The sequence below is a fragment of the Paraburkholderia lebeckiae genome, from assembly GCF_014201005.1.
Lineage (GTDB): Bacteria > Pseudomonadota > Gammaproteobacteria > Burkholderiales > Burkholderiaceae > Paraburkholderia > Paraburkholderia tuberum.
On record NZ_JACHDK010000002.1, the window covers coordinates 382,621 to 395,938 of the forward strand.

A 13,318-nucleotide genomic window follows, 5' to 3' on the forward strand; every position below is an offset into this window, starting at 1 on the left:
GCGCCCAAGCGCCGGAGCGCCTCCGGGAGCCCCAAAGAAAATGGGCCGGCTCTCGCGAGCCGGCCCATCGATCGATGCGACGTTCAGGTAATCAGACGCGCCGCTTTACTCCTTGTCGCCCTTCACCTGCGGCAGCGCCGAAGTCTCGTTCGACGACAGCAGGCCCACCTGCGAGTAGATGCGCAGCTTGTCGCGCGTGTCGGTGATGTCGAGGTTGCGCATCGTCAGCTGGCCGATGCGGTCGCGCGGCGAGAACGTCGATGCGACCTTTTCCATCGACAGACGCTCGGGCTGATACGTGAGGTTCGGCGACTTCGTGCTGAGGATCGAGTAGTCGTTGCCGCGGCGCAGCTCGACGGTCACTTCGCCGGTGATCGCGCGCGCGACCCAGCGCTGCGCGGTTTCGCGCAGCATGATCGCCTGCGGATCGAACCAGCGGCCCTGGTACAGCAGACGGCCGAGGCGGCGGCCGTTCTCGCGGAACTGCTCGATCGTGTCTTCGTTGTGGATGCCGGTGACGAGACGCTCGTATGCGATGTTGAGCAGCGCGAGGCCGGGGGCTTCATAGATGCCGCGGCTCTTCGCCTCGATGATGCGGTTCTCGATCTGATCGCTCATGCCGAGACCGTGACGGCCGCCGATCCGGTTCGCTTCGAGCAGCAGCTCGACCGCGTTCGGGAACGTCTGGCCGTTCAGCGCGACCGGCTGGCCTTCCTCGAAGCGGACCGTCACTTCTTCCTTCGCGATCTGCACGTCGTCGCGCCAGAACGCGACGCCCATGATCGGGTTCACAATCTTGATGCCGGACTCGAGGCTTTCGAGATCCTTCGCTTCGTGCGTCGCGCCGAGCAGGTTCGAGTCGGTCGAATACGCCTTTTCGGCCGACATCTTGTAGTCGAAGCCCGACTGGCGCATGAATTCCGACATTTCAGAACGACCGCCCAGTTCGTCGATGAACAGCTGGTCGAGCCACGGCTTGTAGATCTTCAGGTCCGGGTTCACGAGCAGACCGTAGCGGTAGAAACGCTCGATGTCGTTACCCTTGTACGTGCTGCCGTCGCCCCAGATGTTGACGCCGTCTTCCTTCATCGCGGCAACCAGCATCGTGCCGGTCACGGCACGGCCGATCGGCGTCGTGTTGAAGTAGGTGACGCCCGCCGTCGAGATATGAAACGCGCCGCACTGCAGCGCCGCGATGCCTTCCGAGACCAGCTGCGCGCGGCAGTCGATCAGGCGCGCGCCTTCGGCGCCATATTGCGTGGCGCGACGCGGGATCGAATCGTAATCGTCTTCGTCGGGCTGACCGAGGTTGGCCGTGTAGGCGTACGGCACGGCGCCCTTCTTGCGCATCCAGTGCAGCGCGGCGCTAGTGTCGAGGCCGCCGGAAAACGCGATACCGACCTTCTGGCCGATCGGAAGACTTTCAAGGATTGTACTCATAAGCAGTAGCGTTAACTCGACGTACGGGGAGATTTTGGGGGTAACAGCTGAGTATCGGGCAAGCCTGGCGATCAGGCAAGTTACGCGGGAGTATACCGTGAACCGCCGTCCGGCCTTGGATTTTGCCGGTCGGCGCGGCCTCGCGCCGCAATCTCGCCGCGCCGAATATCCGGCTTGATTCACGCTGTATTTGCCGTAACGGGGGCGAATTTATTATCGTCTAAGGGTAGCATCGCGGATTGCGTCAACGCACCGGCCGTTCACCCCGTTCATTCCCCTTGCCCGCCGCCCATGACCACGACCACCCCGCGCCCCACGACGAACGCCTCGCTGGTCACCAAAGTGCGTATCGCCGAGCAGCGCGTCGCGCTGTTGACGAGCGCACCGCCGTCGGTGCCGGTACCGCCGCTCACGGCTTGCCTCGCGCACGGCGTCACGCTGTTCGGCGGCAACGACGGAATTCGCGACACGTGGACGCCATACGGCTCGCCCGACATGCTGGAACGGGCAATGCTGATCGCGATGCGCTACGGCCTCCGCCGCGACGACGATCTCGCGCTCGCGTTCGATTGCGTCAGCGGCACCGCCGCGCGCGCATGCGCCACGCCGTCCGCTACAACAAAGACGTTTTTTGGACTCGAATGATCAATCTTTTTCAGGCCATGCAGGCCTTCGTCAAGGTGGCCGATGTCGGCAGCTTCGCGCAGGCCGCCGCGCAACTGAACGTGTCGACGTCGGTCGTCACGCGTCACGTGTCGAGCCTCGAACAGCATCTCGGCATTCGCCTGTTTCAGCGCACCACGCGCAAGGTCGTGCTGACCGAGGCCGGCGCGCAATACGCGGACGGTTGCCGCGTGCTGCTCGCCGAACTGGAGGAAGTGGAGTCGCGCGCGACCACCGCGTCGCGCGACGTGGCCGGCGACCTGCGCATCGTCGCGCTCGGCAGTTTTTCGCTGTTTCGGCTAACGCCGCTGTTCGCCGAATATCAGGCGCGCTTTCCGCAAGTCAACCTGCGCGTCACGCTGACGGAAAAACGGGTCGATCTGCTCGAAGGCGGCTTCGATGTCGGCATCGTGACCGAGCATATGATCCGCTCGGAGTCGCTGGTGGTGCGGCGTCTGATCAACTCGCACGCGGTGCCGGTGGCAGCGGGCGCGTATCTCGCGCAGGCCGGTCATCCGCAAACGCCGACCGAACTGGACGGGCATCGGCTGATTGCCGCGCCGTTCGACACGACCGGCCCGACGTGGATCTTCCGCAAGGGCGACGGCGATGCCGAAAGCGCGAGCGAGGACGGCGACGACAGCGGCGAGAGCATCGCCATCGATGCATCGTTCACGGTCAACAGCATGATCATGCAGAAGCAGGCCGCGCTGGGCGCGATGGGCATCGCGCTGCTGCCGCTCGAAATGGTCGAGGACGAGTTGCGCGCCGGCACGCTAGTGCGCGTGCTCGACGGCTATGCGGTGCTCAATGGCGACGTGGCCGTGTCGCTGGTGTATCCGAGCCGCGAGTTCGTGCCGCGCAAGGTGCGCGAGTTCATCGATCTCGCGGTCGGTTTCTTCAAGTGACGCTTCAAGGCCGTTCGCCGCGCGCGAGCCGCGCGTCGATGTCGTACACGACCGGCATCAGATCCGCGACGCTGTCGATCACGTAATGCGCGCCCGCCGCCTTCAGCCTGGCCGTCGCGGCGTTGCGGCGCGCGGCGAATTCGTCGGCCGGCAACGCCTTCACCTCCGCCTCGCTCATGCCGAATGCGTTGCCGCTCACCGCGACGCCGACCGCCCACGTGCCGGCGTTGATGCCTTCTTCGATGCCGACCTCGGTGTCGTCGACCTTGATCGCCTCTTTCGCGCGCCACACGCCGAGTTCCGGCAGCGTCCGGTAGATCATGTACGGTGACGGCCGCCCTTCCGGCGTATCGCCGGTGCACACGATGCTGTCTGGCGCAAAGCCCTGCGCGGCCGCGCCCGGTACGATTTCGTCGATGATCTCGCGGGTATAGCCGGTCGTCGTGCCGATGCGGATTTCGTTCTGACGCAATGCGCTCGCGACTTCGGCGACGCCCGGGATCACCGCGCTATAGCTCGCCGCGACCGCGACGTTCTTCGGCACGAACACGTCGTACACGGCGTCGATATCGGCGTCGTTCGGCGTGTGGCCGTGGCGCTCGGCCCAAGCCTGCGCGACGCGCGGCAGCGCCATCAGCGCCGCGATGTGCGGCCGCTTGGCCATGCCCATCGGGCCGCGCGCTTCGTCGATCGTGATCGGCACGCCGAACTGCTCGAAGGTCTCGACGAAGGCGGCCATCGGCGCGCGTGAACCGTAGTCGACCACCGTGCCGGCCCAATCGAAAATCACTGCCTTCACGTGTTTCATCTGCTTGAATCCCCAGGAATCCGAATGTATTGGGTTTGCTGTCGCGACTCAGGCCGCCTGCGCGAGCGCCTTGCGTTCGTCGAGCGCGGCGGGCGGCGGCCCCGCGTGCGTGACGCCCATCGTGCGCAGCGCTTGCGCGCAGGCATCGACCACGCGTCGCATCACCTGCTCGTCGACCTGACCGATGCAGCCGATGCGGAAACTGTCGACCACCGTCAGCTTGCCCGGATAGATGATGAAGCCCTGCTCCTTCATCAGTTCATAGAAGCGCGCGAACTCGAACGACGGATGCGCCGGCGAAAAAAACGTCACGATGATCGGCGAGCGCCAGCGCCCGTTGAGCAACGGCTCGAAGCCAAGCCCGTGCATGCCGGCCACCAGTACGTCGCGATTGTTGGCGTAGCGCGCGAGCCGCGCGGGCTGCCCGCCTTCGAGCCGGTGCAGACGCAGCGCCTCGAAGAACGCGGCCACCGTATGCGTGGGCGGTGTGAAGCGCCACTGGCCCGTGCGATTCATCACGTCCCATTGATCGTAGAGATCGAGCGCGAGCGAATGGCTGCGGCCTTTCGCTTCGCGCAGGGCGCTCTTGCGCGCGATCACGAAGCCGAAACCCGGCACGCCCTCGATACACTTGTTCGCCGACGACACGAACGCCTCGCACGCGATCTGCCGCACGTCGAGCGGCACCGCGCCGAAGGCGCTCATCGAATCGATCAGCAGTTTGCGACCGTGCCTGGCGGCCGCGGCTGCAATCTCATCGAGCGGATTGAGGATGCCCGAGCTCGTTTCGCAATGGATCGCGACCACGTGCGTGATCGACGGATCGGCGGCAAGCATGCGCTCGACTTCGAGGCCGCGCGGCGGCAGGTAGTCGCCCTTGTCGAGCAGTGTGCAGGCGCGGCCGAGATAGCCGAGCGTGGTCGCCGCGCGCTTGCCGTACGCGCCGTTCGCCAGCACGAGCGCGTGGCCGTCGCGCGGAATCAGGCTGCCGAGCATCGCTTCGACGCAGTAGCTGCCGCTGCCCTGCAGCGGCACGCAGTCGTAGTCGCCCGCGGTATCGCCGGCGATCTCCAGCAGGCTCGCGCGCAACTCGGCGGTCATCGCGCGGAAGTCGCCGTCCCACGAGCCCCAGTCGCGCAGCATCGCCTGTTTGGTCGATAGTGCAGTGGTCAGCGGGCCCGGCGTCAGCAGATAAGGCTCGCCGCCAGCCGGCGCGGCGCAGGGTGTGGTGCAACGGGTCGAAGTTGCCGCGGCTGCCACGGCCAATGCCGCCGCCGAACCGCCGATCGCGCTTTCCATGTCCGCAACTCCGATATCGCTATGTCGATAGCTGACACGATACAGAAGCGTTGTCCATCGGCAAAATCGATATAATCGATGACGGTATCGCAAAAACTTATTTGATGACGAGGCAAACGTGCAATACGCGCAATTGCGGGCGTTCCATGCAGTCGCGGAACATGGCGGCTTTTCGAAAGCGGCGCAGGCGTTGTCGCTGACGCAGCCGGCGGTGTCGGATCACGTGCGGCGGCTCGAACAGGATTACGGCGTCAAGCTGTTCGAGCGCGGGCCGCGCGGCGTGGAGACGACCGAACTCGGGCTGCGCCTGTTCAGCGTGACGCGGCATATGCTCAGTTGCGAGCGGGACGCGCGCCAACTGCTCGAATCAGCGGGCGGGCTGGAGTCGGGTTCGCTATCGCTCGCGGCCGATGCGCCCGATCTCGCCGTCGCGCTGATCGGCGCGTTTCGCCAGCGGCACCCGGGCATCGTCGTCACGCTGTCGATCGCCAATGCGGCAGAGTGCATGCAGCGCGTGCTGTCGAGCGCGGTCGACGCGGCGATCACGGCCGCGCCGCAGGTGCATAGCCGCTTGCGGTCGCGCGTGTTGCGGCGCGATCCGCTGGTCGCGATGGTGCCGGCGAGCTACCCGGCCGCGAAGAAGCGCCGGCTCAGTTACGCGGAGCTCGTCGAACAGCCGATGATCTTCCGCGAGCCGCAATCGGTCACCCAACAACTGCTCGAAATCGAGCTCGTGCGCGAGTCGTTGCAAGTCGAGCCGGTCATGTACGTGGATGGCCGCGAGGCGCTGGAGGAAGCGGTCGCGCAGGGAATCGGCGTCGGCGTCATTGCGCGCGCGGAGTTCAACGAGTCGCGGCGGATCCGGATGGTGCCGCTGCTCGATTGCCGCGTGCAGATGATCGAATCGCTGACGCGGCTCGCCGAGCGGCCGGGTTCGAATCTGCTCGACGCGTTTTTTGCGGTGGAGTTGCCGGGAGCCGAAACAGAGGTCTCGGGGGGCGACGTTCAACGCGCGTAGCTCGCGCGCCGTCGCTGCAAGGAGCGGCGTGGCCTTCATGCTGCCGGCCCCGCCGCCCGCTATCGCGCTCGAATCGTTCCGCGGGTTGCCACGAGCGTTGGCAACCCCTTCAGACTTAACGCGACCCGCCACTCGCGATCAGGCTCTCGCCCGTCATCCAGCGCGCATCGTCCGAAGCGAGGAACGTGACGACATCGGCGATATCGTCGGGTTGGCCGATACGGCCGAGCGGCGTCGTGCTGACCACCCACGTTTCGAAGTCCGAGCCGATCACGCCGGCGCTGTGGGTGCCCTCGGTCTCGACCATGCCCGGATTCACCGAATTCACGCGGATCTTGCGCGGTCCGAGTTCCTTCGCGAGCACGCCGGTGATCGCATCGACCGCGCCCTTGGTCGCCGTGTAGACCGCGGTGGTCGGCGGCGTGATGCGGCTCGCGACCGAGCTCACGTTGACGATGCTGCCGCCTTCGCCCAGATGCCTGGCCGCCGCCTGCGTCACGAGCAGCAGCCCGAGCACGTTGACATCGAAGTGCTTATGGAAATGCGCTTCGGTGATCTCTTCGAGCGGCGCGAATTCATAGACACCCGAGTTGTTGACGAGAACGTCGAGCCGCCCGTACGTTTCAATCGCCGTATCGATGATGCCGTTCGCGTCCGCGGCCTTCGACACGTCACCGCCAACCGCGACCGCCTTGCCGCCCGCCGCGGTGATATCGGCGACCACCTTGTCGGCGCCCGCGCGGCTCGACGCATAGTTCACCACGACCGACGCGCCTTGCGCCGCCAATGCCTTCGCAATCGCCGCTCCGATGCCTTTCGATGCACCCGTTACAACCGCTACCTTGCCTGTGAGCTTGCTCATCATCGTGTCCTTTCAATGGTTCGCGCCGGCATGCCTCGCGAGGAGTCGCGGGGCCCACGCCGCTAAAAGCCGGAAATGCAGTGGCGCTGTCACTGATCGTTAATTTAGGCATGGCGCGAGGCCGGATAAAGCGGCTCGAGACGAATTGATACGCCGCTTCCGACGAACAATCGATTCGCATCAGACCTCGATGGCCCCGTTTACGTGGCTTACGTCGATTGATGATGTTTGGCTTGCGCCGCGGCGTCGGCGTCGGCGTCGCGGAAGCGCGCGCTGACCGACCGCAAGAGCGGCGCGCAGCAGCACAGACGTGCACCGCACAAGACTCGTACGGGCAGACGCCTCGATCAGGCGCTACACACTAAAAGCGTTTTTATTCACCGCGCTTTTGTTCGCTGCCGAGCAGCAGCGCGATGTGCGCGGCCACGCTCGCGAGCACCGCGAGCGCGCCGAGCGTATCGAGAATAATGGGCCACACGATCTCCCTCCTCCGCTATCCGCTGCTCCCAACGTCTTTCAAACGAATGCGCGCGCCATCAATTGAACGCCGAGGCCGAGCAGTCAGATAAAGCAATGAATGGTGCCGCAACCAGCGTGCCGAGTACGATGCCCGCCAGCATCGGCCATAAGCGTCCGACGAGCGCGCGCACGCCCGATCCCGCAAACAGCTGCCACACGTTGGTGACGAACGACGGCAACAGCATGCGCGAGCTGAATGCGCTGCCGCGCGCGGAAAAGGCGCTCGTGCGCCATCTGGCCGGTATTTAGCGGCGCTGTTGCTATCATTCGTTGCCCTCGCGCAGCGCCGCGGCGGCAGAGCCGTACCGCAACCGGCAGCGCCCAACGCGCAGCAGACCAACGCAACACCAATTGCCGACGCATCACACCTCAGAGGCATGCATGGAATTTCGCCAACTTCGCTACTTCATCGCGGTCGCCGAGGAAATGAACATCACGCGGGCGGCCAATCGTCTGCATATGACACAGCCGCCGCTGTCGCGGCAGATCCAGCAGATCGAGCAAAGTGTCGGCCTGCCGCTGTTCGAGCGCGGCTCGCGGCCGTTGCGGCTCACCGAAGCCGGCCGCATTTTCTACACGCAGGCGAAACGTCTGATCGATGAAGCCGACGAACTCGCGCCGCTCACGCGCCGGCTCGCGCAACTCGCGGAACGCATCGTGATCGGTTTCGTACCGTCGACGCTGTATGGCGCGCTGCCCGCGGTGATCCGCTCGTTTCGCGAGGCTGCGCCGCACATCGAGCTGTCGCTGATCGAGATGTTCACGATCGAGCAGTTGGCCGCGCTCAAAGGTGGCCGGATCGACGTCGGCTTCGGCCGGCTGCGCTTCGACGATGCGCAACTCGCGCGCGAAGTGCTGGTCGAGGAACGGATGATCGCCGCATTGCCGCAGGACCATCCACTCGCGCGGCAAAAGAAGCCGCTGACGCTTGCCGCGCTCGCCGAGGAAACGCTGATCGTCTATCCCAGCACGCCGCGGCCGAGCTATGCGGACCAGCAGATCTCGGCAATGCACGATCAGGCGCTGGAGCCGAAAGCGATCCATGAAGTGCGGGAGTTGCAGACCGCGCTGGGGCTGGTCGCCGCGCAGGTCGGCGTGTGTCTCGTGCCGGAGAGCGTCGAGGGCTTGCGCGCGCATGGCGTCGCGTACCGGCCGATTCCGTCGGCAAGCGCCGCGTCGCCGATCATCATGAGCCGGCGCCTGCAGGACGAATCGCCGGCGACGATGCTGATGTGCTCGCTCGCGCGGCAATTGTTCAAGCGCGTCTGAGCGCCGCGTGCCTGAGCACGGCGACGCGGCGCATCGTACCGCGCTACTTCACATCGAACCCATAATCCCCATGCGTTCGATGTCCGTCCGACGCCACCGCGACCCAATGCACGGTGTAGTGCCCGGCCGCGAGCGTCGGCAGCGGCACCGTCATCACCGCGGGCTGCTGCGCATCGACGGAGGACTTCCGCGTGCTGACCTGCTTGCCGCTCGCATCGGTGACGGTGAGCGAGCTGAACGCCGGTTCGAGCGGCCCGTCGAAGGTCACCTTGACCTGCGCGGGCGCGGCCACCGATGCGCCCGCGCCCGGCTCCTGCTTCTGCGGAAACACATGCGCGAACGCCGCGCTCGCGAGCGTCACGCCGGCGATCAGTGCCGCCGCGCGCATCGCGTGATGTTTGAAGCTGTTGTTCATCGTCTTTCTCCTGCGCTACTTAAGGGAACAGCGGCTTGCCGAGCGTGGTCGGCGCAATGTCGTCGAAGAACAGGTGCGCCTGCACCAGAATGCCGACGTGCGAGCCGCTCGCGCGGTTGATCGGAATCTGCGCTTCGACGCCGAACTGTCCATAGCGATTGATCCAGATAAAGCCCGGATTGACCGTGCCGGTCGTCTGCCCCTGACTGCGCGACAGCGGAATCTCGACGAGCGGAATCAGGTTCGCGAACGGCTGCGGCAAACCCGCGTCGTGCACATGCTGCTGCAGATACGGCAGGCTGTACTGCACGGTAAAGCCGTAGTTGAACGCGTTCGGCTGGCCCGCGCCGGTGGTGAGCGCGGGGCCCGCCTCGGCCGTGACCGCGACCGGGCGCAGATACGCGAGCGAAGCGGGCAGATCGCCCATGCCCTTGCCGATGTAGATGGTCGGCGAGATCGTCGAGAAGTTGTCGGCGATCGCGCGGCTGCCGGTGCCGCCGAGCTCCGCAGCGACGCCGATCGACGTCATCAGCTCGTGCGGCTCGTTCACGTACAGCAGGTACTTGAGGCCGACGCCGAAGTTGTCGAAGCCGGCCGCGCGCGGGTTGTTCTGCATCACGTACCCGCCGTCGATCGACACCGCCAGACGCGGCGTGATCAGCTTGTCGTACTCGAAGCTGAAGGTGTTGATGCTCTGGTCGCCGTCGTCGCCGGGCACGCGCTGATGGCCGTACTCGAAGTTGGCTTCGTCGCCGACGCCGGGGTCGTCGACGGCGAGCGTCGAGGGGAACACGCGATCGCCCGCGATCGCGTGCGCGTGCGCGATGGACGGCGCGGCGATGAGGCCTACGACGCCGCACGCGGCGTAAGCGGTGTAGGCGACATAGGTGGCGGCCGCGACGAGCGGCGCCGCGCGCGGCGGACGGCCGCCGCGCATTGCTGGTGTGTGCATCGGGTGCATCCTGTCTGATCGGTTGAGACGAGGCCAGCGCGCGTCGTCGAACGGACGCGCGCGAGCGGGCGCGATGCGGGTTCGCGCATCGCGTCGTAACGAATTCGGATCAGCAGACGGAAGGCGGGGCGCGTGGCTGCGCGAAGCTCAGCGGTTCGACGCGGCGCACGCTGTCGAAGCGCACCGCGGCCGTATGCTGGCGCGCACGGACGGCGGCGACGAACAGCATGCCGACGCTCGGCATCACTGGCAGATGCGCGAGCAGGCTGCAATAGCCGCAGGCATCGCCGGACATCTGGGCGTGCTTTGCGCCGGCATGGCTGGCAGGCGTGGCGGAGTCGCCGGGCGGGTTGGCGGCGGGCCGGGCGGTGTCGGGCGTGTCGTCCTGCATCCGCATGCCTGGCATCGACGCCGTGTCGTCCATCGACGTCATCTGGCAATGCCCGCCCATCATCGCGTCGGCGCGATAATGGGCGGCGAGCGTTTGCGAGATGGTCGGCGCGAGCGTCGTCAGCAGGATCGCGAGCAATCCCAGCCAACTGCCGATCTTCCGATGCCAACGATTCAACATGCGCTCAGCGCCACGCCGCGAGTTTTTGCAGTCCACTACTGCCAGACCGCGATTTGCGGCAAATTATGCCATGTACGTCGTTATTCCTCGGCCGTGGGTGGCAGGCTTCGTCGACCGCCGCGCGCCCGGTCAATAGAGCGCACCGTCGACGGCAAAGCCGCCCCGTACAGGCGACAATGCCTTCACCTGGCTTCCCGCACGGAGTCTTCATGAAAGGGCAGCGTCCGCGGCCTCCGCACTTTCCCGCCGAACCTACGCGCGCCGAATGGCGCGAGCACCTGCTGCCCTACTTCATCACGGCGCTGCTGATCGCGTTCGCGATCGTGCTGATCATCTGGATCGCCAATCCGGCGCCGCCGCGCACGATCACGATCAGCGCCGGCCCGCGCGACAGTTCGTTCGTCGTCACCGCGAACCAGTACCGCAAGATCCTCGCGCGCAACGGCATCCGCCTGAACGTGCTCGAATCCCAAGGTTCCGTGCAGAACCTGCAGCGGCTGCTGGATCCGACGCAGCACGTCGATATCGCTCTCGTGCAGGGCGGGGTGGCCGAAGGGCTCGATACTTCGTCGCTGGTGTCGCTCGGCAGCGTGTTCTATGTGCCGATCGTCGTGTTCTATCGCGGCGCGGCGCTCACGCAACTGGCGCAGCTCGAAGGCAAGCGGATCGCGGTCGGCCGCGAAGGCAGCGGCACCCGGCTGCTCGCGCTGCAACTGCTCGCGGCGAACGGCATCGAGCCCGGCGGCGCCACCACGCTAGTGCCGAGCGACGGCCTGCAGGCCGCCACGCAGCTGGTTGCCGGCGAAGTCGACGCGGCGCTTCTGAGCGGCGATTCGACAACGCGCGGCCTGATGCTGCGGCTGTTGCGCGTACCCGGCATCTCGGTGATGAATTTCGACGAAGCGAGCGCCTATACACGCGTCTTTCCGTTTCTCGACCAGATCGACTTGCCGCCCGGCGTGCTCGATCTGAAGCGGCGCATTCCGCCCGAGACCGTTCACCTGATTAGTCCGACGGTCGAACTCGTCGCGCGCAGTACGCTGCATCCGGCGATTTCGGATCTATTGATCGAGGCGGCGCAGGAAGTGCACGGCGCCGCGGGCCTGTTGCAGCACGCCGGCCAGTTCCCGAACCCGGTCGAGCACGAATATCCGATCAGCGAAGACGCGCAGCGCTATTACCGGACCGGCAAGGGCTTTTTGTATCGGACGCTGCCTTTCTGGCTCGCGAGCATCGGCGATCGTACGCTCTTCCTGCTGTTGCCGGTCGCCGTGCTGCTGTTGCCCGCCATGCGCGTGATTCCGGCGCTGTACCGGTGGCGGGTGCGCTCGCGCATCTATCGTTATTACGGTTCGCTGATCGCGATCGAACGGCACGCGCTCGCCGGCGCAACCGACGAGGAGCGCATGCAGCTACTGGGGCAACTGGACGAGATCGAGGCGGCGCTGAGCCACCTGCGCATGCCGCTCGCGTATGCGGATGCGTTTTACGTGCTGCGCGAGCATGTGGGATTCGTGCGCAGCCGGTTGACGGCTGCGCCGCCCGTCATGGCCTCGTGATCGAGGCCATGACGGGCTGTGCCAAGGTTAGGCTTGGGAGGGGGGCGAGGCGGGAGCGGTGGCTTGCGGTTCGTGTTGCGCGCTGGTCTGCGCCTGAGCGTCCGCGCCCCCGGCGGCATCCGCCGCTACGGCTTCCGGCGACGCAGCAGCGGCATCCGCTTGGCGGGCCGCTTGTTCTGCGACTGCCGCTACTGCTGCTTCGGCATGTGACTCATCGGCCTGCGACTCTTTAGCGGCCGCGCCTTCGGCCGGTGTACCTGCATCGGTCGGCGCATTCGCGCTTGCCGTCGCGGTGGCGGTCTTCTGCGCGACCTTCGCCGCGCGATGCGCGAGCAGGCGCTGTGCACCCGCCGCTTCCTGCGCCGTGACCTTGCCGGCTTCGACGCCCGCCAGGTCGACGCGCGCCGCGCCTTCGACGAGGCTCTTCCAGTAGCGCCCGCCACGGCACCACGTCTTGATCGCGTCGCGCAGTTCGGCTTCGCTCAGCGACAGCTCCTTCGCATGCACGACGAGGTCTTCGAAAATGCCGATCTTCAGCGCCAGCTTCGGGGCCGGGTTCTTCGGGAAGGCGACCGGGAAACGTTTTTGCAGACGACCGATCGAGCGCACCACCGGGTCCACCGGCTTGGCGTCCACCGCCGGCTTGGCGGGCTCGGTGTGGCGCGCCGGCTGCGGGCGCCCGGCGCGCGTGCCCGGCTTACCGTCCGGGCGAGCGCCGCCCTTTGCGGCCGGCTTCGCGCCGGGCCGGCCACCGGGCTTCGTGCCCGGATTGGCGCCACGGTCGGCATGTGAAGCAGGTTGTGCCCCTGAATTTGAAGCGGGCTTGCCAGCGGCCTTCGAAGCGGGGCGCGCGGCCGATTTGCGATCGGGCTTGCCGGCGGACTCTGCGGCGGCGCGCGCCGCGGCCAGTTGCTTCTTCAGTTCAGCGAGTTGTTCGAAACCCATAGTGCACAACCAATCTGTCGATCTGTAAAAACGAGATTGTAGCAGCGTGCGCTCACGTGCTTGTGACAACCCCGAACCGCAGTGGCGATC

At 66.1% G+C, this 13,318-nt stretch carries 13 protein-coding genes and 1 pseudogene; 6 read left to right on the top strand and 8 right to left on the bottom strand.

Features of this window, described 5'->3' with window-relative positions:
- Positions 1–105: 105 nt before the first annotated feature.
- Positions 106–1,440, bottom strand: coding sequence for an argininosuccinate synthase (argG, locus tag HDG39_RS05025; RefSeq protein WP_184003742.1), 1,335 nt, complete (start codon positions 1,438–1,440; stop codon positions 106–108).
- 345 nt (positions 1,441–1,785) lie between these two features.
- Between argG and HDG39_RS05030 the strand changes: the two are divergent.
- Together HDG39_RS05030 and HDG39_RS05035 are read left to right on the top strand one after the other, a co-directional pair.
- Positions 1,786–2,040: pseudogene (locus tag HDG39_RS05030) on the top strand (cytosine deaminase); the annotation flags it as partial.
- Between the two features lie 41 nt (positions 2,041–2,081).
- Positions 2,082–3,011, top strand: coding sequence for a LysR family transcriptional regulator (locus tag HDG39_RS05035; RefSeq protein WP_184003744.1), 930 nt, complete (start codon positions 2,082–2,084; stop codon positions 3,009–3,011).
- A 4-nt stretch (positions 3,012–3,015) separates the two neighbouring features.
- On the opposite strand, the gene phnX is transcribed toward HDG39_RS05035, so the two are convergent.
- Together phnX and HDG39_RS05045 are read right to left on the bottom strand one after the other, a co-directional pair.
- Positions 3,016–3,819: a phosphonoacetaldehyde hydrolase gene (phnX, locus tag HDG39_RS05040; protein WP_184003747.1), complete on the bottom strand. Its 804-nt coding sequence runs from the start codon at positions 3,817–3,819 to the stop codon at positions 3,016–3,018.
- 48 nt (positions 3,820–3,867) lie between these two features.
- Positions 3,868–5,118, bottom strand: coding sequence for a 2-aminoethylphosphonate--pyruvate transaminase (locus HDG39_RS05045; protein WP_221305617.1), 1,251 nt, complete (start codon positions 5,116–5,118; stop codon positions 3,868–3,870).
- Positions 5,119–5,236: 118 nt separating this feature from the next.
- Between HDG39_RS05045 and HDG39_RS05050 the strand changes: the two genes are divergently transcribed.
- Complete coding sequence (locus HDG39_RS05050; protein ID WP_184003749.1) at positions 5,237–6,136, top strand: LysR substrate-binding domain-containing protein; 900 nt, start codon at positions 5,237–5,239, stop codon at positions 6,134–6,136.
- Positions 6,137–6,251: 115 nt separating this feature from the next.
- Here HDG39_RS05050 and HDG39_RS05055 read toward each other — a convergent pair whose 3' ends face one another.
- Positions 6,252–6,998, bottom strand: coding sequence for a glucose 1-dehydrogenase (locus tag HDG39_RS05055; RefSeq protein ID WP_184003751.1), 747 nt, complete (start codon positions 6,996–6,998; stop codon positions 6,252–6,254).
- Between the two features lie 540 nt (positions 6,999–7,538).
- On the opposite strand from HDG39_RS05055, the gene HDG39_RS05060 reads away from it, so the two are divergent.
- Positions 7,539–7,766 (top strand): hypothetical protein, encoded by a 228-nt coding sequence (locus HDG39_RS05060; protein ID WP_184004210.1) that lies wholly within the window; start codon positions 7,539–7,541, stop codon positions 7,764–7,766.
- 132 nt (positions 7,767–7,898) lie between these two features.
- On the top strand, positions 7,899–8,786 hold the full coding sequence (locus HDG39_RS05065) for a LysR family transcriptional regulator (RefSeq protein ID WP_184003753.1): 888 nt from the start codon (positions 7,899–7,901) through the stop codon (positions 8,784–8,786).
- A gap of 43 nt (positions 8,787–8,829) precedes the next feature.
- Here HDG39_RS05065 and HDG39_RS05070 read toward each other — a convergent pair whose 3' ends face one another.
- The 3 genes from HDG39_RS05070 to HDG39_RS05080 all read right to left on the bottom strand — a co-directional run bounded on the left by HDG39_RS05070 (position 8,830) and on the right by HDG39_RS05080 (position 10,724).
- Entirely contained in the window at positions 8,830–9,201 is a 372-nt protein-coding gene (locus HDG39_RS05070; RefSeq protein ID WP_184003755.1) for a copper resistance CopC family protein, read from the bottom strand.
- Positions 9,202–9,220: 19 nt separating this feature from the next.
- Complete coding sequence (locus tag HDG39_RS05075; protein WP_184003757.1) at positions 9,221–10,153, bottom strand: hypothetical protein; 933 nt, start codon at positions 10,151–10,153, stop codon at positions 9,221–9,223.
- A 109-nt stretch (positions 10,154–10,262) separates the two neighbouring features.
- Positions 10,263–10,724 (bottom strand): DUF2946 domain-containing protein, encoded by a 462-nt coding sequence (locus tag HDG39_RS05080; protein WP_184003759.1) that lies wholly within the window; start codon positions 10,722–10,724, stop codon positions 10,263–10,265.
- 209 nt (positions 10,725–10,933) lie between these two features.
- Between HDG39_RS05080 and HDG39_RS05085 the strand changes: the two genes are divergently transcribed.
- Entirely contained in the window at positions 10,934–12,283 is a 1,350-nt protein-coding gene (locus HDG39_RS05085) for a TAXI family TRAP transporter solute-binding subunit (RefSeq protein ID WP_184003761.1), read from the top strand.
- Positions 12,284–12,310: 27 nt separating this feature from the next.
- Here HDG39_RS05085 and HDG39_RS05090 read toward each other — a convergent pair whose 3' ends face one another.
- Entirely contained in the window at positions 12,311–13,228 is a 918-nt protein-coding gene (locus HDG39_RS05090; protein WP_184003763.1) for a ProQ/FinO family protein, read from the bottom strand.
- Positions 13,229–13,318: the final 90 nt, after the last annotated feature.